Here is an 18,257-nt window from a genome sequence, read left to right as displayed (position 1 = left end):
CCTTCGCGTACTCGTCCAGGTCGCGGGCGTCCGGCAGGGCGTTGACGACCTTCCAGCGGCGGACCGGCCGATCCGGTCCGGCCCCGCGCCCGCGCCACCCGACGGGGGGATCCACCATGCCCACGCCTCGCGAGCGGCTCGCCGACGCCCGGCTCTACCTGTGCACCGACGCCCGGAAGCGCCAGGGCGACCTGCCCGCCTTCCTCGACGCCGTGCTCTCCTCCGGCGTGGACATCGTGCAGCTCCGGGACAAGGGCATGGAGGCGGGCGAGGAGCTGGAGCACCTGTCCGTGTTCGCCGAGGCGTGCCGCCGCCATGGCAAGCTCCTCGCGGTCAACGACCGGGCCGATGTGGCCCACGCGATCGGCTCCGACGTGCTCCACCTGGGCCAGGGCGACCTGCCGGTGCCGGCCGCCCGCGCGATCCTCGGCGAGGGGGTCCTCGTCGGGCGCTCCTGCCACGCCGAGGAGGAGGCCGCCGCGGCCGCCGCCGAGCCGGGTGTGGACTACTTCTGCACCGGCCCCTGCTGGCCCACCCCCACCAAGCCGGGGCGGTACGCGCCGGGCCTCGGCCTCGTGCGCTACGCGGCCTCGCTGGCGCAGGACCGCCCCTGGTTCGCCATCGGCGGCATCGACGCGGGCAACCTGGACGAGGTGCTCGACGCGGGCGCCCGCCGGATCGTCGTCGTCCGCGCGATCACCGAGGCCGACGACCCGGCCGCCGCCACCGCCGCCCTCGCCAAGCGCGTCCGCGAGCGGCTCGGCTGACCGGCCGGACCGGGCGGCCCCGAAGGGTCGCCCGGCGCGCCGCAGCGGCCGGAAATACGACCGGAACCCGTCCATAAGCCGTCCAGAAAGCGGACGCGGCTTCTGTCGTCGCCCGGACCCCGTCTAACCTGCCCGTATGGCCCTTGGTACCGCTTCCACCCGCACGGACCGCGCCCGCACGGTGCGGGACATCCTCGCCGACGGTGGCACCTCCTTCTCCTTCGAGTTCTTCGCGCCCCGGACCGAGAAGAGCGAGCAGAGCCTCTGGAACGCCATGCGGCGGATCGAGGCGGTCGCGCCCAGCTTCGTCTCGGTGACCTACGGGGCCGGCGGCTCCACGCGCGGCGGCACCGTCAAGGCCACCCAGAAGATCGCCTCCGACACCACGCTCACGCCGGTCGCCCACCTGACCGCCGTCGACCACTCCATCGCCGAACTCCGCAACATCCTCGGCCAGTACGCGGACGCGGGCATCAGGAACATGCTCGCGGTCCGCGGCGACCCGCCCGGCGACCCGCTGGGGGAGTGGATCGCGCACCCCGAGGGCGTGCGGTACGCGGCCGACCTGGTCCGGCTGATCAAGGAGTCCGGCGACTTCTGCGTCGGTGTCGCCGCCTTCCCCGAGATGCACCCGCGCTCCACCGACTGGGACACGGACATCCGGCACTTCGTGGACAAGTGCCGCGCGGGGGCGGACTACGCGATCACCCAGATGTTCTTCGACCCGGAGAACTACCTGCGGCTGCGCGACAGCGCCGAGAAGGCGGGCTGCGACACCCCGATCATCCCCGAGGTCATGCCCGTGGTCAGCGTGCGCAGCCTGGAGCGGCTGCCCCAGCTGAGCAACGCCGCCTTCCCCGAGGACGTGAAAGACCGCATCCTCGCCGTCAAGGACGATCCGGCCGCTGTACGCTCCATTGGCATCGAGTTCGCGACGGAGTTCTGCGCGCGGCTGCTCTCCGAGGGTGTCCCCGGACTGCACTTCATCACGCTGAACAACTCCAAGGCGACGCTCGAGATCTACGAGAATCTCGGACTGCACCAGCAGTCGTGACCGGCCGTACCCGCCCCTTCCCGCGGCGGTGGCCGTAGGAGAGGGGCGGGCATGGGGTGGACGGTCCTCTACATCGCGTTCGGTGTCGTGGCGCTGTGGCTGCTGGGTGAGGTGCTCCTCCAGTACAAGGCGCGGCTGCGCTGGCGGCTGCTCGCGTTCGGCGGCTTCCTCACCGTCGTCGTCGGCGTGCTGCTGCCCTCCGTGCTGGTGATCGTGGCGGGTGCGATCGCCTTCGCCGTCGGCCAGACCTACGTCACGCTCTCCTTCCGGCGCGGCTTCTCCACCGGCTGGGCGATCGGCGGCAACCCGGGCGCGAGCCGCCGACGCAGGGGCACCGGCCGGGCCGCGAAGGAGGGTCCGACCCTGGAGGTCAGCGACCTCTCCTACGAGGCCGCGGAGCCGGAGGGGGCCGCGGCCCGCGCCGAGGACCCGTTCGCCGGGGACGCCTTCGCCGGGGTCGCCGCCGGGACCGCCGCGGCCGGCGCCGTGTACGAGCCCGAGCCGATGCCCGAGGACACCGGCCAGTACGGCGTCTACGGCACCTCCTACGAGCAGCCCCGGGCCGAGCACCAGCCCTATGCCGCCGCCGACACCTACGCGGGCGGCGGCTACGAGCAGCAGCCCGGCTACGACTACGCCGGCGGCGAGCAGCAGCAGTACGCGGCCTACTCCGACCCGTACATCGGCAGCTACCCGGAGACCGCGCAGCAGTACGACGGCTACCAGCAGCCCTACGCGGACCCGTACGCGCCCTCGTACACGTACGACACCCCGCCCGGCGGCGTCTGGGTCCCGCAGCAGCAGAACCGCGCGGACCACGACGGCGCCCAGCCCCAGCAGCCCCAGCCGTACCAGGACCAGCAGGGGCACCACGGGTACGGCGAGGACCAGCAGTACCGCTACTAGGTCCTGTCGTCCGGGGCCCGTGCGGCCCCGGCGGCGCGGCCGGTCAGCGCGAGCCGCGGAAGTCCGCGCCCTCCACGATCAGCCCGGCCACCAGCGCCCCGGACATCCCCGCGTGCGCCAGCCCGCCGCCCGGGTGCGACCAGCCGCCGACCAGGTACAGCCCGTCGAGGTCCGTCCGGTTGGGCGCGGGCAGCCACTGCCCGTGGGCCCCGGCGAGCGCCGGGCCCGGGACCTCGCCCACACCCGTCTCCAGGAGCGTGTCGTCCGGGGTGCGCGCCTCGTGCCACAGCAGCCGCTCCCGCAGCCCCGGCACCGCCGCCTCGGCCTGCTCCAGCATCCGCTCCACGTGGTCCGTGCGGGCCTCCCGGATCCGGACCGTCGCCGTGACCGTCACCGACTCGTGCGCGTCGTCGGGCCGCAGCGCCGGGTCGTCGGGCCGCAGCACCGTCACCGTCGGCAGCCCCCCGGCCGCGTGCACGACCGTGCGGTGCGCGGCGCCGGACTCCCGTGCCCCGCGCAGGGCCAGACAGAGCGTCACCCGGCCCGTGGTCACCGGCTGGTGGCGCGGCCACTCGTCCTGGGAGGTCCAGCCGACGATCTGCTCGGTGTAGAGCGCGGGCACCGGCGCCCCGGCGACCACGTGGTCGGCCGGCACGTTCTCGCCGCCCGCCAGCGCCAGGCCGACGGCCCGGCCCCGCTCCGCCAGCACGTCGGTGACCTCGGTGTCGAAGACGAACTCCACCCGCCGCTGCCGGCAGCGCTCGTACACCGCGTCGGCCAGCGCCCGGATGCCGCCGGCCACGTACCAGCTCCCGAAGGTCTGCTCCATGTACGGCAGCACCGCCGCCGAGGCGGGGGCGGTGGCCGGGTCGAAGCCGTAGCTCCAGGCGTACGAGTCGAGGAGCGCGGCGAGCCGGGGGTCGCGCAGCTCGCGCTCGCCGATCCGGGCCAGCGTCGTCGTCGGGCGCCGCAGCAGGCCCGCCTTGGGGGCCGGGTAGGGCTCGCGGCCCAGCGCCGAGACGTCCTCGGGCTGCGGCTCCTCCAGGAGCGGGCGCCGGGTGCGGTCCCAGGTCTCGCGGGCCCGCACCAGGAACTCGCCCCAGCGCTCGCCCGCGCCCGCGCCGAGCGCCTCGTCCAGCGCGGCGAGGGTGCCCGCCCGCGAGGCGTTCGGCAGGTCGGCCCGGGTGCCGTCGGCGAACAGGTGACGGCTCGCCGGGTCCACCTGGGTGAGCGTGACGCACTCCTCCAGCGGCTGCTTGCCGGTCTTGACGAAGAGGTCCCGGTAGACCGCCGGGAGGTGCAGCAGCCCCGGCCCGGTGTCGAAGCCGAAGCCGTCCCGCTCCAGCCGGCGGACCCCGCCGCCGTACGTCGCGCCGCTCTCGTACACCGTCACCCGGTGTCCCGCCACGGCCAGCCGGGCGGCGGCCGCCATCGAGCCGAGCCCCGCCCCGATCACTGCAATGCGTGCCATGCCAGCGACTTTAACCGGCCGCCGGGGCGCTCAGAAATGCTCCGAACCGTCCGTCGGCGCCGGTGGCCGCTCCCGCGCGTCCGCCAGCCGCCGCTCCTCCCGGCGCTGCGCGCGGCGCCGCCGGAAGCGGCGGATGCTGTGGGCGAGGAAGACCAGTATCACCAGGCCGAGCACGAGCAGCACGGCCGCGATCACGGCGGCGGCGACCGGGTGGAACAGCGCGAAGGTGACGATGCCGGCGACCCCGAGGTCCTCCGCCGTGGAGACCGCGATGTTGGAGAAGGGCTCCGGCGAGGTGTTGACCGCCATCCGGGTGCCGGCCTTCACGAAGTGGCTCAGCAGCGCCGTGGTGCCGCCCACCGCGCCCGCCGCCAGCTCCGGCAGCGAGCCGGACTGCCCGGCGAGCAGGGCCGCGACCACCGCGCCGGCGATCGGCCGGATCACGGTGTGGACGGAGTCCCAGACGGAGTCGACGTACGGGATCTTGTCCGCCACCGCCTCGCACAGGAAGAGCACACCGGCGGCGATCAGGACGTCGGGCCGCTGCAGCGCCTCGGGCACCTCGTCGGTGATCCCGGCCGCGCCGAACAGGCCGAGCAGCAGGACCACGGCGTAGGCGTTGATCCCGCTCGCCCAGCCGCTCGTGAACACCAGGGGGAGTACGGACACGTCCGCGATCGTAGCCAGCACTGAGTATCCGTACCTAGGAGGCGAGATGAGTAGGTGCGCGGATGGGCCGTGACCTGCGCGGAAGGGAGAGTGGACCGCACGGAAGGGGCGCGGCTCCGGTACCGCCGGCACGGGGCTGCGGAACGGGGGCCGCGCACCTGCCGGCACGGGGGTGCACGGGGTCCACGGGGGACACGCGGACCCACGGGGGAAACACGGGGGAGTACGGGGGAGCCGGGGGTCCACGGGGGATACGGGGATCCGCGGCGCGTACGGAAGAGGCGCCGGTCCGGCGTGGCTCGGGGGGATCGAGCCTCGCGGGACCGGCGCCTCCTTCGTGCCGGGTGTCCTGTGGGGTCAGCGCCCGCCGACGCGCCCGTGCAGCAGGCGGGAGAGCGCCGCGTGGACGTCGTCCAGGGAGCGCTCGCGCTGGAAAGCCTGCCAGTCGAGCGCGGCCACCAGGACCATGCCGACCAGCGCCGCCGCCGTCAGCTTCACGTCGATCTCGTCGCTCAGCTCACCGGCCTCGACCCCTTCGCGCAGCACGCCCTCGACGACCGCGACGGCCTCCTGGCGGACCACCAGGAGGGTCGAGTTCCAGGCCCGGTTGGTGCGCCAGAGCTCGGCCACGTACAGCTGGGTGAAGGCCGGGTAGCGGTCGATGAAGACCAGGCCGGCCCGGATCATCGCGTCCAGCGCGTCTATCCGGCTGCCGCCCCGCCCGGCGGTCTCCTCGGCCGCCGAGCGCAGGGAGGCGGTGAGGAGGGAGACGCCGTGCCGCAGCAGCTCCTCGAAGAGCTCGGTCTTGCTCTTGAAGTTGTAGTAGACCGTGCCCTTGGCCACGCCCGCCCGCTCGGCGATCTCGTCGACGGTCGTCGCCGAGAAACCCTGCTCCGCGATGAGCGTGACGGCCGCCTCGTAGAGCTTGGTGCGCGTGGCCTGACGTCTGGTGCTGCTGCTTTCCATGGGCTCGATTCTCACAGGTTCAGAGCGACAGTTCGGGGTGCAGCCGGTCGAGCGACCACACCTGCTTCTGACGCGCGGTCAGCGCGGTCAGGGCCAGCGCGCCCACCGTGAAGGCGGTGAGGACGGCGACGGCCTGCCAGACCGGCCCGATGCCGCCGCCCGTGATCAGCCGGCGCAGCGCCTCGACCACGTACGTCATCGGGAGGTAGGGGTGGATGGCGTTGAAGAAGCCCGGACTTGTCTGGACGGGGTACGTGCCGCCCGCCGAGGTCAGCTGGAGCATCAGCACCGCGAGGACCAGGATGCGGCCCGCCGCGCCGAACTTGGCGTTCAGCCACTGGATGATGGCGGCGAAGCAGCAGGTCACCAGGGCGAGGAAGCCCACGGTCCCGGCGGCCCTGGCCATCTCCAGACCCAGGCCCCAGTGGAGCACCGACATCAGCGCGCCGACCTGGAGGACGCCGATCGCGGCGACCGGGAGCCAGCCCGCGAGCGCGATCCGCCAGGCGGAGGCGCCGGCGGCCAGGGCGCGCCGGTTGAGCGGCTGGATGATCATGTACGCGACCATCGCGCCGACCCAGAGGGAGAGCGGGATGAAGTATGGGGCGAAGCCGGTGCCGTAGTTGGGCGCCTTGTGCATCGACTGGGCGGCCAGCTTGACCGGGTCGGCCATCACCTCGGTCCGCTTGTCGCGGTCCTGCTTGTCGTAGTCCGGGATCTGCTTCACGCCGTCGTTGAGGCCGGTGGCGAGCTCGCCCGAGCCGTCGGCCAGCTTGAACAGTCCGCCGTCGAGCTCGCCGGCGCCCTTCTTCAGCTTGCCGACACCGGTGTCGAGGCTGCCGGCGCCGGTGCGGGCGTCGGTCAGCCCCGTGTGCAGGCGGTCCGCGCCGTCGGCGACCTTGCGGGCGCCCGCGTTCAGCTCGTTGATCTTCTTGATGGCGCCCTCGACGTCCTCGTCCAGGTGCGGGGCGCGGCGGGCCAGCTCGTCGGCGTCCTTCTTCAGCGTGGCGAGCCGGGTGTCCAGGGTCTTCAGGTCGCCCTTCTGGTCCTTGGTCAGCTCGTGGATGTCGTCGGCGATCGTGGCCACGTCGGCCGCGGTGACCGACGCCTCCTTGAGGACCTCGCACTCCTGGGCGTCCGGTGTCGGGTCCGTCTCGCAGCGCTTCTTGTAGAGCGCGGCGAGCTTGTCGTCGGCCAGGTGGGCGGCGCTGCGGGCGGCCGGGGCGCGGCGCACCAGGTCGTCCAGGTTGTGCCGGACGGCGGTCGCCGAGTCGGAGACCAGCTTGGCGGTGTCGCGGATCGACTTGCCGTTGTTCGCGAGGTACGGGCGGACCTGGTCGGCCGTGCCGTTCACCTTGTCGGCGAGCGTCTGGGTGCCGTCGGCGACCTGGCGGGAGCCGTTCTCCAGGTCGGCGGCGCCCTTGTTCAGCTTCTTGATGCCGGTCGCGAGGTCGCCGCTGCCCTTCTTGGCGTCCGTCAGGCCGTCGGCGAGGCTCTTGGAGCCCTCCTTCGCCTTGTCGACGCCGTCCTTGAGGTCGCCCGCGCCCTTGGCGGCCTTGGCGGTGGCCTCGTGGATGTCGGAGAAGGAGATGAAGATCTTGTCCAGGAAGGTGCGCGAGGACTTGGTCGAGGCGGCGGTGCGCACCTCGGAGAAGACCGTGCGGGAGATCTGCCCGACGATGTAGTTGTTGGCGTCGTTCGTGCGCACCTTGAGGGCGCCGGTCTCCGGCGAGTCCCCGGAGCTGGAGGCGATCCGCTCGCTGAAGTCCGAGGGCATGGTCAGGGAGAGGTAGTACTTCCCGTCCTCGACACCCGCGCGGGCCTCGTCGTCGCTCACCTCGTGCCAGTCGAAGACGGCGCTCTCGCGCAGGTTCTCGGTGAGGTCGTCGCCGACGGTGATCTTCTTGCCGCCGGTGGTGGCGCCGCGGTCCTCGTTGACGAGGGCGACGGGGATCTTGTCGAGCCTGCTGTACGGGTCCCAGAAGGACCACAGGTAGAGCGCGCCGTAGAGCAGCGGCAGCAGCAGGATCGCGACGAGCGCGGCACGCGGCAGCTTCCCCCTGCCGAACCGCTTCAGCTCAAGCGCGGCGAGTCGCGGCGATCGCATCGGACTCCCCCTTCCGGGCCTTGTGCATCGGGACGGTGTCGGTGACGGGTGCGGGGGCTTCGGTGGGCGCGGCTTCGGCGGGCTCGGCGGGCTCGGCGGGTGCGCCGGGTGCGGTGTCGGCGGTGGGCGCGGGGGCCTCGGCGGGCGCGGCTTCGGCGGGTGCCGTGGGTGTCTTCCGCTTGCGGGTCGTGGCCCGGGCGGCGGGCGCGGTGGAGACGCGCAGGGCGCCCTCGGGCGCCTCGCTGCACACGGCGAGGACGGTGGTGCCGGAGTCCGTGAGGGACCGCAGCAGCGCCCACGCCTCGGCGCGGTCGCCGTCCGAGAGCTTGAGGTCGGCGTCGTCCAGGCCGATCAGCCGGGGCCGCCCGATGAGGGCCAGGGCCAGCGAGAGGCGCAGCGCCTCCAGCCGCTCCAGGTCCCGTACGGCGGTGCGGTCGCCCTTCGGCAGGGTCTCCGGGTCGAGCCCGGCGGTCTTCAGGGCCTCGTCGATCCGGGCCCGGGTGGCGGCGGCGCGCTCGGCGGGCCGCCGGAGCAGCGCCTTGAGCGAGCCGTCGAAGCGGCGCTGGAGCAGGGCCCGCTCGCGCAGGTGCTCGGCGACGGTGAGGGCCGGGTCCAGGTCGCTGACACCAGGCACCGGGCCGAGCGCGCTGATCCGGCGCACGGCCGCCATCTTGCGGGGCAGCCGGAGCCCGGCGACCTCGACGTGGCCCTCGTGGGCCTTCATACGGCCGGTGAGGGCGAGCAGCAGGCAGGTGCGGCCGGAGCCGGACGGCCCCTCGATGGCCACCAGCGAGCCGGGCGCGGCCTCGAAGCCGATGCCGCGGAAAGCCCAGCCGCGCGGGCCCTTCAGCCCGTATCCGTCCGCGACGACGGCGGCGCCGTGCGGCTCGTCCGGTTGCGCGTCCACGATCCCCCCTAGGAACTCTTTTGAACTGACCGGTCAGTGCAAAAAGTACCGCCGCTCTGCCGTCCAGGCAAAACCCCAGGTCAAGGGCGATGTCAGTGGGGGCGTGCACGATGAACACATACGGCCACAGCGCCGTCACCCGACGACAGGAGGCTCGTCATGGCCGGCCACCACGCCGCCGCCGCACCCCGGCGCCACACCGCGCCGCGCCCCGCCCCCGCCCAGCTCGGACCCGCGTCCGACATCCATCCCGTCCAGCGCCGCGCCTCGGCCCCGCCCGCCGCCCTCGACCTGCTCGCCAAGGCCGGGGCGGGACTCGACGAGGCCGCCGCCCTCGACGTGCCCAACGAGCGGTACGCCACCGCCCACCTCGCCGCCCTGCGCGCCGCCGCCGCCGTGCTCGCCGCCCGCGGCCGGCCCGAGCGCGACCCGCGCAGGCGGGCCCGCATCCGCAGCGCCTGGGAGGTGCTCCCGGAGATAGCGCCCGAGCTCACCGAGTGGAGCGCGCTCTTCGCCTCCGGCGCCGCCCGCCGGGCCAGGGCCGAGGCCGGGATCGCCGGCGCCGCCAGCCGCCGCGACGCCGACGACCTCCTGCGGGACGCGGGGATGTTCCTGCGCCTGGTGGAGCGGCTGCTGGTGCTCCAGCCCGTGCTGCCGCGACAGCCGGGGGCCGGGGAGACCGCGGGATGATCGGGAGGGGAGGTCCGAGGCCATAGGGTGGGAGGCGTTCGTCCCCGTCACCGAGGAGTCAGCAACCGTGTCGGACCCTTCCCCTGTCTTCGGTCGAGAGGCGACCTCGCGCCCGTCGCGCGCCTCCCTGCGTACCGCCGTCGTCCGGGACGTCCTCAAAGACGCCCTCGACCGCCGGGTCAAGGCCACCGGGAACGACTGCCTCGATGTCCTCGACACGGGCGGCGGCTCCGGTAACTTCGCGGTGCCCGCGGCCGGCCTCGGACACCGCGTGACCGTCGTCGACCCCAGCCCGAACGCGCTCTTCGCCCTGGAGCGGCGCGCCGCCGAGGCCGGCGTCGCCGACCGGGTGCGGGGAGTGCAGGGCGACATCCGCGGCCTCTTCGACGTGGTCGACCGTGAGGGCTTCGACGCGGTCCTGTGCCACGGCGTCCTGGAGTACGTGGACGACCCGGCCGAGGGCGTGCGCAACGCGGTCGCCGCGCTGCGCCCCGGCGGCGCGCTGAGCCTGCTCGCCGCCGGACTGGGCGGGGCCGTGCTGGCCCGCGCGCTGGCCGGGCACTTCACCGAGGCCCGGCACGCGCTGACCGACCCGGCGGGCCGCTGGGGCGAGGGCGACCCGGTGCCGCGCCGCTTCACCGCCGAGCAGCTCACCGAGCTCGCCCAGGACGCGGGCCTGGACGTCGGCGCCGTGCACGGCGTGCGGGTCTTCGCCGACCTCGTCCCCGGCGTCCTCGTCGACACCGAGCCGGGCGCCGCCGAGGCGCTGCTCAAGCTGGAGGCCGCCGCCGCGGAGCTGGCGTCCTTCCACGCCATCGCCACCCAGCTGCACGTCCTGGGCGAGAAGCGCGCCTGACACCCGCACGGCGGTGCCCCGGGGCTCGGGCCCCGGGCCGCCGCCGCACGCGCTGATCAGCGACGCAACCGCAGATGGAGTACGCCACAGGCCGCCCGTTCGAGGACATGTCCCCGTATGATCGGGAGACACGATCCGGCATGACGGGCAGGGGGCTGGGGAATCAACGCCTCAGCATCCGAACCGCATGGCGGCCCGGATTGGCGATTTGGCATTGAGGGCGGGTTTCACGGGGGCGATTCCCTGCCTATCCTGAAAGGGCCGCAAACCGGTCGCCCCCGCGACCGACGACTAGGAGGACTCCGTGCCGCTCTCGGAGCACGAGCAGCGAATGCTCGAGCAGATGGAGCGAGCGCTGTACGCCGAAGATCCCAAGTTCGCGACAGCGCTCGAGGGAAGCGGGCTGCGTACGTACACCCGGCGACGGGTCTACCAGGCAGTCGCCGGCTTCCTGGTGGGTATCGCGCTCCTCATGGCCGGAATGATCGCTCCGCAGATCTGGCCGCTCAGTGTGGTGGGGTTCCTCATCATGCTGGGCTGCGCGGTCCTGGCGGTCACCGGATGGCGCAAGGCGCCCAAGCCGGGCGAACAGCCCCGGCCGACCGGCGGCGGCGGGCGACAGGCCCGGCAGCGCCGCTCGATGATGACCCGTATCGAAGAGCGGTGGCAGCGCCGCCGCGACGAACAGCAGGGCGACGGCCACCACTGACCCGCCCGACCCCCACACTCACCTGAGCCCCGCGGCAGCCCCCGGCGAAAGCGGGGCTCAGCTATGTCTGGGGGAGGGGCGGGGGCAGGGCGCCGTGCCTCCAGGGGCATGGCGCCTCCGAGTGCCCTGCGCCCCGGCACCTCCGGCGCCCCCGGGGCCTGCGCCACGCGGGCCCCGTGGACCCAGGGCGTCAGCTCGCCGAGGTCCCCGGGGTCCCGGGGCGCCAGGCCGCCGGGGTGCGCGCCATGCGGGCCCCGAGGGCCTCGGGCGTCAGGTCGCCGAGTCCCCGGGGCTGCCGGGCGTCAGGCGCGGCCCGTCAGGCCGCCGGGTCGCGGGTCGGGCGGCGCTGGACGAGGGCGCGGGTCCTCGTCGACGTGGTGGTGCGCAGGGAATCCCAGCGGGCGCGCGCCGCCCAGGAGACCCTGGCCGCCGAGCGCGGGGCCAGCAGCGCGCGCAGCCGGCCCGTGCGGGTCGCCGAGGCGGCGAAGCCGCGCCGGATCAGCAGCGCCTGGTCGGTCAGGCCCGTCACGGGCGCGGGGCGTGGCGCGTACAGCGCCTGCTCCACCGCCCGCGCCACCCGGTGCACCGCGTCCGCAGCCTCCGGCCCCAGCTGGCCCAGCCGGACCAGCCGCGCCGCCGTGCCGCGCGGGGTCAGCGAACCGTCCGGGGTCACCCCGTGGTCCCAGGCCGTGTCCTGGACCTCCGCCCAGACCGCGAGGACCCGGGTGACCGGATCGCCCGCCGGGCCGAGGCGGCGCGCCCGCAGCCGGGCCCGCCAGAGCCAGGGCAGCAAGGGCAGGGCCAGCAGGAGGAGCACGCCCAGGCCCAGCAGGGCGAGCTGGAGCGGCGGCGTCCCGGAGCCTCCCGCCGCCGCGGCCCCGGCCGCCTGGTCCGGACCGCACTCACCCAGGCGCCGCAGCTGCGCCGGGCAGCTCTCCGAGGCGCTCGGCACGGCCGAGGGCTCGGCCGACGCGCCCGCCGAGGGCTGCGCCGGGGGGGCCGCCGTCCCGCCCGTGGCCTGCTCGCGGGTGTAGTCCGGCGCCGTGCCGCGCGAGGGCGTCGGCTCGAAGCGGGTCCAGCCCGCGCCCTCGAAGTACAGCTCGGGCCAGGCGTGCGCGTCCCGGATGCCGACGGACAGCGAGCCGTCCTGCTGCGGGGTGCCCGGCATGAAGCCGACCGCGACCCGGGCGGGGATGCCCAGGGAGCGGGCCATCGCGGCCATCGTGAAGGAGAAGTGGATGCAGAAGCCCTGCTTGTCCCTGAGGAACCGGGAGATCGCCTGGACCCCGGTGCCGGAGTCGACGTCCACGTCGTAGCGGAAGCCGCCGTCCCGGGCGAACCAGTCCTGGAGCCGCACCGCCCGCTCGTAGCCGTTGCGCGCGCCGCGGGTGACCTCCAGGGCCGTCGCCTTCACGTCCGCCGGGAGCGAGGCCGGGACCTTCGTGTACTCCTGGCGCAGCTTCTCCGGCGCGGCCGGGGCCGCCGCGAGCTGCTCGGCGGTGGGCCGGACGTCCAGGCTGGTCACCGAGTAGCGGGCGCCCTTGGTGTTCTGCCCGTTGTCGCCGACGAGCATCCGCCCGGCCGGCTCGTACCGCCAGCTCCCGCCGATGGCGACCTTCGAGGCCGGGTAGGGCATCGGCAGCCACTTCTGCTCGTACGCCGTGGAGGCGACGAAGTTGCTGGTGACCTCGGTGGTGGTGACGTCCTGGGCCAGCCCGTCCGGCCAGGGCAGGAGCTCGGGCACCGCCTCGATCGGGCGGACCGAGGACTTCCACGCCGTCCCGTCGAACTGGTCGAGCGCGACGAGCCGCAGATACATCCCGGAGGCGTCCCGGGCGTTGGTCCGGTAGCGCAGCACCTCGCGGTCGTCCTGCTGGCGCAGGTTGTCCTGGAGGGAGACCAGCGGGTTCACCGCCGAGATCGTGCCGCCCTGGCCGCCGGGGCCCTCGCCGTCCCCGCCGCCGAACAGCCCGCCGCCCAGGCCGGGCAGGGCGAACGGCACGATCAGCGCGATGCCCAGGGAGACCACGCCGATCCGGCGCCCGGTGCGCACCGGGGCGGAGGCGGCGCGGCCCTCGCCGGCCGCCGGTCCCCGGCCCCCGCGCGGGGCGCCGCCGAAGACCCGGCCCCACTGCGAGAGCCGGTCCCGGCCCTCGGCCAGGAGCAGCAGCAGATAGCCGACCGCGGCCAGCAGGAAGAAGAGCCAGCCCGCGCCGCCGCCGGAGAGCCCGGCGGCCACCGAGTACAGGGCGAGCAGCGGGAGGCCGGCGGGGGCGGCGCTGCGGAAGGTCACCGCGAGGGTGTCCACGAGCAGCCCGACCGCGGCGACGCCGACGACGAGCAGCAGCCGGATGCCGGCCGTGTCGGGGGCCGGGGCCGCGTAGGTGCCGACGTCGTCCACGCCCTGCTGGAAGAGCGTGCCGAAGGCGGCGAAGGCGTCCGGTCCGGGCAGCAGCCCGAGGACCGCCTGCTCGCGGGCGAAGACCACGGTCAGCACGAGCAGCGCGACCAGCGTCTGCGCGGCGATCGTCAGCGGCCGGGCAAGCGGCACCCGCCGGGTGGCCGTGCCGACCGCGCTGACCAGGCCCAGCAGGATCGCCGCGGTGAAGATCCAGGTCGCCGGCTTCACCAGCGGCAGCAGCGCGGCGGACGCCAGGAGCGTCGCGCCGAAGGCCGCAAGCGTCAGCCGCCCGCGCCCGCTCATGACCAACCTCCGTACGTGTCGGCCGCGGGGGCCTGGGTCTGGGTGCCGCCGGTCCGCTGCCAGAGCTCGGCCAGGCGCGCGCCCGCGGGCACGGCGACGGCCGTCCAGCCGGCCTCCCGGAGCTGCCGCAGCCGGTCCTCGACCGCGCCGGTCACGGCGCCGCCGGTGAGCCAGGTCCCGGAGTCCAGCAGGAAGGCGAGCGCGGTGCCGCCGCGCTGCCGCATCCGGGCGGCCAGCGCCGCCTGCTCCTCGTCCAGGTCGCCGAGGAAGGCGACCAGCAGGCCCTCGTGTCCGCCGCGCAGCACGTCGTGGGCGCGGGAGAGCCCGGCGCCGTCGGAGTGGTCGACGACCGCGAGGGTGTCCAGCATCAGCCCGGCGGCGTCCGCCGTGTTCTGCCCGGAGCCCGCGAAGCCCTCCGCGCCCTCGCCGGGGACGGTGCTTCCGGTGTCGGTGAGCAGCCGCACCCCGTAGCCCCGCTCCAGCATGTGCACGAGGACGGAGGCGGCGCCGGAGACGGCCCACTCGAAGGCCGAGTCGGGTCCGCCGCCCTCGTAGGCGATGCCGCGGGTGTCGAGCAGCACCGTGCAGCGGGCCCGCTGCGGCTGCTCCTCCCGGCGCACCATCAGCTCGCCGTAGCGCGCGGTGGAGCGCCAGTGCACCCGGCGCAGGTCGTCGCCGTGCCGGTAGGCGCGCGGGATGATGTCGTCGTCCCCGGCGAGCGCGAGGGCCCGCTGCTGCCCGTCCCCGTACCCCGCGGACTCGCCGGCCGGGCGGGCCGGGGGCAGGGCCTCGGTGCGGGGGATCACGGTGAGCGTGTCGTGGGCGCTGAAGGAGCGGGTCAGCTCGCACATGCCGAACGGGTCGGTGAGCCGCAGCTGGAGGGGGCCGAGGGCGAAGCGGCCGCGCAGGTCGGAGCGGACCCGGTAGGAGACCTCGCGCCGGCCGCCCGCCTCGACCCGGTCGAGCACGAAGCGGGGGCGGGGGCCCAGCATGTACGGCACGTGGTCCTGGAGCATCAGCAGCCCGGTGGGCAGCCGGGAGACGTTGTCCACGCGCAGGTGGACCCGGGCCTCGGCGCCGGTCTCGACCCGCTGCGGGGCGAGCCGTCGGCTGCCCGCGACCCGGTAGCGGGTGCGGTGCAGCACGACGACGCTGACCAGCGGCAGCACGGCGAGCAGCAGGCCGACCCGGAGCAGGTCGGCCTGGCCCAGCACGTAGGCGCAGACGCCGGCGGCGATCCCGGCGGCCAGGAAGGACCTGCCGCGGGTGGTGAGTCCGGCCAGGGCGGCGCGCAGGCCGCCCCGGGCGTCGTCGCCGTCCCTCTCCCCCGGGGGAACCTGTCCCCGCTGAGCGGCGGCGGTGTCCATCACAGCCGCCGGGCGCCGGGCTGCTGCTGGCCGTAGAGCGGTCCGGCGGGCGCCGCCGGGGGCGCCGCGGCCGGGACGGGCGTGCGCTGCAGGATGTCCTGGACGACCTGCTCGGCGGTGCGCCGGTTGAGCTGGGCCTGCGCGGTGGGCAGCAGGCGGTGGGCGAGGACCGGGGCGGCGAGCGCCTGGAGGTCGTCGGGCAGCACGTACTCCCGGCCGCTCAGGGCGGCGGACGCCTTGGCGGCGCGGAGCAAGTGGAGCGTGGCGCGCGGGGAGGCGCCGAGTCTGAGGTCGGGGTGGGTGCGGGTGGCGGCGACGACGTCCACCGCGTACCGCCGGACGGCCTCGGCGACGTGGACCCCGCGGACGGCGTCGATCAGCTTGGCCACGTCATGGGCGTGGGCGACCGGCTGGAGGTCGTCCAGCGGGGAGGCCGAGCCGTGCACGTCGAGCATCTGGAGCTCGGCCTCGGCGCTCGGATAGCCGATGGAGACCCGGGCCATGAAGCGGTCGCGCTGGGCCTCGGGCAGCGGATAGGTGCCCTCCATCTCGACCGGGTTCTGCGTGGCGACGACCATGAACGGGCTGGGCAGCTCGTAGGTCTGGCCGTCGACCGTGACCTGGCGCTCCTCCATGGACTCCAGGAGCGCGGACTGGGTCTTGGGGGAGGCCCGGTTGATCTCGTCGCCGATCACGATCTGGGCGAAGATCGCGCCGGGCTTGAACTCGAACTCGCGCCGCTGCTGGTCGAAGATCGACACGCCGGTGATGTCCGACGGCAGCAGGTCGGGCGTGAACTGGATACGGCGGACCGAGCAGTCGATGGACCGCGCCAGCGTCTTGGCGAGCATCGTCTTGCCGACGCCGGGGACGTCCTCGATGAGGAGGTGTCCCTCGGCCAGCAGCACGGTCAGCGCAAGCCGTACGACCTCGGGCTTGCCCTCGATCACACCTTCCACCGACCGGCGCACCCGCTCCGCTGTGGTGGTCAGATCTGTGAGGCTCGCTCGATCGTCATAGGTCGTCACCCGGCCCTCCTCGGCCCTTCCGGCAGCACCGACACCTGCCCCCGGAACGAGGTCCGGGGGGTGTCACCCGTGCATTCTTGTTGCCGTGGCCGGGTCGTGTCACTTGCCCGCCGTCGCCCTGTGGATAACTCGGGGCGAATTGCCGGGGTTTGCGACCTTGTGTCGGGCCGATCGGGCAGATCCGGCCGACGGGGCCGGGGCGATCAGGCGGGGCTGATCTCCCGCAGCAGGCCGGTCGTCACGTCGAAGACGAAGCCGCGCACGTCGTCGGTGTGCAGGAGGAACGGGGAGGTCCGCACCCGCTGCATCGACTGGCGCACGTCCTGGTCCACGTCGCGGAACGCCTCCACGGCCCACGCCGGGCGCTGGCCGACCTCGTCCTCCAGCTCGTGCCGGAAGTCCTCGGTGAGCGACTCCAGGCCGCAGTTGGTGTGGTGCACCAGCATCACGCTGCGGGTGCCGAGCGCCCGCTGGCTGATGGTCAGGGAGCGGATGACGTCGTCGGTGACGACCCCGCCGGCGTTGCGGATGGTGTGGCAGTCGCCGAGCTCCAGGCCGAGCGCGGCGTGCAGGTCGAGACGGGCGTCCATGCAGGCGACCACGGCCACGTGGAGCACGGGGCGCGCGTCCATCCCGGGGTCGGTGAAGTCGGCGGCGTAACGCTCGTTGGCCCGGACGAGACGGTCGGTGACCGCGCTCTCGGAACGTATGGCGTCGGCGGAGGGGTGCGCAGAGGTCGACATGTCTCCGACGTTAACGGTCACCGACCGCTCCAGCCTGCTGTGAGAGCGGACAAAGAGCGCCATTGAACCTTGTTGTGAGCGAACCCACAGGCCGCGCCGGACGGGGCCGTCCGGGTGAGCCGCGCCGGGCGGCGCGCGAGTCGGGCCCGGGCGCGCGACGCGCCAGCCGGTTGGTTGACCGGCCCGTCCGGTGGACTAAAGTGACGCGAAGTTCACGGAGACATCGAGCGATTTCCGCTGTTTCTCCCCTGTATGTGCGGCGGTACCTGCGGCTCGGCCTCCTCCCGCTCGCCGGTGGTACCCGTTCCCGCCGGATCTGAGAGGGCGCTTTGAGCAACGACCGACACGTCCCGGTGATGCTCCAGCGGTGCCTGGACATGTTGGCCCCCGCCCTGGAGCGCCCCGGCGCGGTCGTCGTCGACTGCACCCTCGGCCTCGGCGGTCACAGCGAGGCGCTGCTGCGGGACTTCCCCGAGGCCCGGCTCGTCGCCCTCGACCGGGACAAGGAGGCGCTGCGCCTCTCCGGTGAGCGGCTCGCCCCCTACGGCGACCGGGCCACCCTCGTCCACGCCGTCTACGACGAGCTCCCCGAGGTCCTGGAGCGGCTCGGCATCCCGCGCGTCGACGGCGTCCTGTTCGACCTCGGCGTCTCCTCCATGCAGCTCGACGAGGCCGACCGGGGCTTCGCCTACGCGCAGGACGCCCCGCTCGACATGCGCATGGACCAGACGACCGGCATGAGCGCCGCCGAGGTCCTCAACACGTACCCGCCCGGCGAGCTGGTCCGCATCCTGCGCGCGTACGGCGAGGAGAAGCAGGCCAAGCGGATCGTCTCCGCGGTCGTGCGCGAGCGCGAGAAGGAGCCCTTCAGCAACAGCGCCCGCCTGGTCGAGCTGATCCGCGACTCCCTCCCGCAGGCCGCCAAGCGCACCGGCGGCAACCCCGCCAAGCGCACCTTCCAGGCCCTGCGCATCGAGGTCAACGGAGAGCTCTCGGTCCTGGAGCGGGCCATCCCGGCGGCAGTGAAGGCCCTCGCCGTCGGCGGCCGGATCGCCGTCCTCTCGTACCACTCCCTGGAGGACCGGCTGGTCAAGCAGGTGTTCGCGGCCGGCGCCGCCAACACCGCGCCGCCCGGACTCCCGGTCGTCCCCGAGCGCTACCAGCCCCGCCTCAAGCTGCTCACCCGAGGCGCCGAGCTCCCCACCGAGGAGGAGGTCGCCGAGAACCGCCGCGCGGCCCCGGCCCGGCTGCGCGGGGCCGAGCGGATCCGGGAGGACGAGCCTTCGTGAGGCGGGGGCACCGCCCGGCGGCGG

The 18,257-nt window shown here is 74.4% G+C and carries 16 protein-coding genes; 7 read left to right on the top strand and 9 right to left on the bottom strand.

The features are described from left to right. The first annotated feature begins 116 nt into the window (after positions 1-116). From thiE to AB0C99_RS08515, 3 genes are all read left to right on the top strand, one after another. Positions 117-767: a thiamine phosphate synthase gene (thiE, locus tag AB0C99_RS08525; protein ID WP_362471272.1), complete on the top strand. Its 651-nt coding sequence runs from the start codon at positions 117-119 to the stop codon at positions 765-767. A 136-nt stretch (positions 768-903) separates the two neighbouring features. Beyond that, positions 904-1,821: a methylenetetrahydrofolate reductase [NAD(P)H] gene (gene metF / locus AB0C99_RS08520; RefSeq protein ID WP_362471269.1), complete on the top strand. Its 918-nt coding sequence runs from the start codon at positions 904-906 to the stop codon at positions 1,819-1,821. A 51-nt stretch (positions 1,822-1,872) separates the two neighbouring features. Beyond that, a complete protein-coding gene (locus AB0C99_RS08515) occupies positions 1,873-2,727 on the top strand; it encodes a hypothetical protein (protein WP_362471266.1) in 855 nt (284 codons plus the stop codon). A 43-nt stretch (positions 2,728-2,770) separates the two neighbouring features. Here the strand turns inward: AB0C99_RS08515 and AB0C99_RS08510 are convergent, their stop codons facing one another. From AB0C99_RS08510 to AB0C99_RS08490, 5 genes are all read right to left on the bottom strand, one after another. Further along, on the bottom strand, positions 2,771-4,198 hold the full coding sequence (locus AB0C99_RS08510; protein ID WP_362471263.1) for an NAD(P)/FAD-dependent oxidoreductase: 1,428 nt from the start codon (positions 4,196-4,198) through the stop codon (positions 2,771-2,773). A gap of 30 nt (positions 4,199-4,228) precedes the next feature. Beyond that, positions 4,229-4,867 carry a DUF4126 domain-containing protein gene (locus tag AB0C99_RS08505; protein ID WP_362471260.1) on the bottom strand — a complete coding sequence of 213 codons (639 nt, stop codon included), beginning with the start codon at positions 4,865-4,867 and terminating at the stop codon, positions 4,229-4,231. A gap of 357 nt (positions 4,868-5,224) precedes the next feature. Next, positions 5,225-5,833, bottom strand: coding sequence for a TetR/AcrR family transcriptional regulator (locus tag AB0C99_RS08500; protein WP_362471257.1), 609 nt, complete (start codon positions 5,831-5,833; stop codon positions 5,225-5,227). Between the two features lie 19 nt (positions 5,834-5,852). Beyond that, entirely contained in the window at positions 5,853-7,940 is a 2,088-nt protein-coding gene (locus tag AB0C99_RS08495; protein WP_362471254.1) for a YhgE/Pip domain-containing protein, read from the bottom strand. Further along, the gene (locus AB0C99_RS08490; RefSeq protein ID WP_362471251.1) at positions 7,912-8,847 is read right to left on the bottom strand and encodes an ATP-binding cassette domain-containing protein; all 936 of its coding nucleotides are present in this window, start codon (positions 8,845-8,847) and stop codon (positions 7,912-7,914) included. Before AB0C99_RS08490 ends, AB0C99_RS08495 begins: the two co-directional genes overlap by 29 nt. Positions 8,848-9,006: 159 nt before the next feature. On the opposite strand from AB0C99_RS08490, the gene AB0C99_RS08485 reads away from it, so the two are divergent. The 3 genes from AB0C99_RS08485 to AB0C99_RS08475 all read left to right on the top strand — a co-directional run bounded on the left by AB0C99_RS08485 (position 9,007) and on the right by AB0C99_RS08475 (position 11,102). Further along, positions 9,007-9,537: an SAV_6107 family HEPN domain-containing protein gene (locus AB0C99_RS08485; protein WP_362471248.1), complete on the top strand. Its 531-nt coding sequence runs from the start codon at positions 9,007-9,009 to the stop codon at positions 9,535-9,537. A gap of 67 nt (positions 9,538-9,604) precedes the next feature. Beyond that, positions 9,605-10,393, top strand: a complete 789-nt coding sequence (locus tag AB0C99_RS08480) for a methyltransferase (RefSeq protein ID WP_362471246.1) — start codon at positions 9,605-9,607, stop codon at positions 10,391-10,393. A gap of 304 nt (positions 10,394-10,697) precedes the next feature. Next, positions 10,698-11,102, top strand: coding sequence for a DUF3040 domain-containing protein (locus AB0C99_RS08475; protein WP_362471243.1), 405 nt, complete (start codon positions 10,698-10,700; stop codon positions 11,100-11,102). Positions 11,103-11,418: 316 nt separating this feature from the next. Here the strand turns inward: AB0C99_RS08475 and AB0C99_RS08470 are convergent, their stop codons facing one another. The 4 genes from AB0C99_RS08470 to AB0C99_RS08455 form a co-directional block, all read right to left on the bottom strand. Beyond that, positions 11,419-13,806, bottom strand: a complete 2,388-nt coding sequence (locus tag AB0C99_RS08470) for a DUF3488 and transglutaminase-like domain-containing protein (RefSeq protein ID WP_362471240.1) — start codon at positions 13,804-13,806, stop codon at positions 11,419-11,421. Then, complete coding sequence (locus tag AB0C99_RS08465; RefSeq protein ID WP_362471237.1) at positions 13,803-15,173, bottom strand: DUF58 domain-containing protein; 1,371 nt, start codon at positions 15,171-15,173, stop codon at positions 13,803-13,805. Before AB0C99_RS08465 ends, AB0C99_RS08470 begins: the two co-directional genes overlap by 4 nt. Continuing rightward, positions 15,173-16,201, bottom strand: coding sequence for a MoxR family ATPase (locus AB0C99_RS08460; RefSeq protein ID WP_362471234.1), 1,029 nt, complete (start codon positions 16,199-16,201; stop codon positions 15,173-15,175). The genes AB0C99_RS08465 and AB0C99_RS08460 overlap by 1 nt, the downstream gene beginning before the upstream one ends. 203 nt (positions 16,202-16,404) lie before the next feature. Next, entirely contained in the window at positions 16,405-16,944 is a 540-nt protein-coding gene (locus AB0C99_RS08455) for a carbonic anhydrase (RefSeq protein WP_362471231.1), read from the bottom strand. Between the two features lie 329 nt (positions 16,945-17,273). On the opposite strand from AB0C99_RS08455, the gene rsmH reads away from it, so the two are divergent. Continuing rightward, a complete protein-coding gene (gene rsmH / locus AB0C99_RS08450; RefSeq protein WP_362471228.1) occupies positions 17,274-18,233 on the top strand; it encodes a 16S rRNA (cytosine(1402)-N(4))-methyltransferase RsmH in 960 nt (319 codons plus the stop codon). Positions 18,234-18,257 lie beyond the last annotated feature (24 nt).

Source organism: Streptomyces sp. NPDC048659 (assembly GCF_040650575.1).
Lineage (GTDB): Bacteria > Actinomycetota > Actinomycetes > Streptomycetales > Streptomycetaceae > Streptomyces.
This window is presented reverse-complemented; position numbering and strand designations above follow the sequence as displayed.

Excerpts from the sequence above, each read along its gene's own strand:
- thiE (WP_362471272.1), top strand. The coding sequence starts at position 117 with ATGCCCACGCCTCGCGAGCGGCTCGCCGACGCCCGGCTCTACCTGTGC.
- metF (WP_362471269.1), top strand. The coding sequence starts at position 904 with ATGGCCCTTGGTACCGCTTCCACCCGCACGGACCGCGCCCGCACGGTG.
- AB0C99_RS08515 (WP_362471266.1), top strand. The coding sequence starts at position 1,873 with ATGGGGTGGACGGTCCTCTACATCGCGTTCGGTGTCGTGGCGCTGTGG.
- AB0C99_RS08510 (WP_362471263.1), bottom strand. The coding sequence starts at position 4,198 with ATGGCACGCATTGCAGTGATCGGGGCGGGGCTCGGCTCGATGGCGGCC.
- AB0C99_RS08500 (WP_362471257.1), bottom strand. The coding sequence starts at position 5,833 with ATGGAAAGCAGCAGCACCAGACGTCAGGCCACGCGCACCAAGCTCTAC.
- AB0C99_RS08495 (WP_362471254.1), bottom strand. The coding sequence starts at position 7,940 with ATGCGATCGCCGCGACTCGCCGCGCTTGAGCTGAAGCGGTTCGGCAGG.
- AB0C99_RS08485 (WP_362471248.1), top strand. The coding sequence starts at position 9,007 with ATGGCCGGCCACCACGCCGCCGCCGCACCCCGGCGCCACACCGCGCCG.
- AB0C99_RS08470 (WP_362471240.1), bottom strand. The coding sequence starts at position 13,806 with ATGAGCGGGCGCGGGCGGCTGACGCTTGCGGCCTTCGGCGCGACGCTC.
- AB0C99_RS08465 (WP_362471237.1), bottom strand. The coding sequence starts at position 15,173 with ATGGACACCGCCGCCGCTCAGCGGGGACAGGTTCCCCCGGGGGAGAGG.
- AB0C99_RS08455 (WP_362471231.1), bottom strand. The coding sequence starts at position 16,944 with ATGTCGACCTCTGCGCACCCCTCCGCCGACGCCATACGTTCCGAGAGC.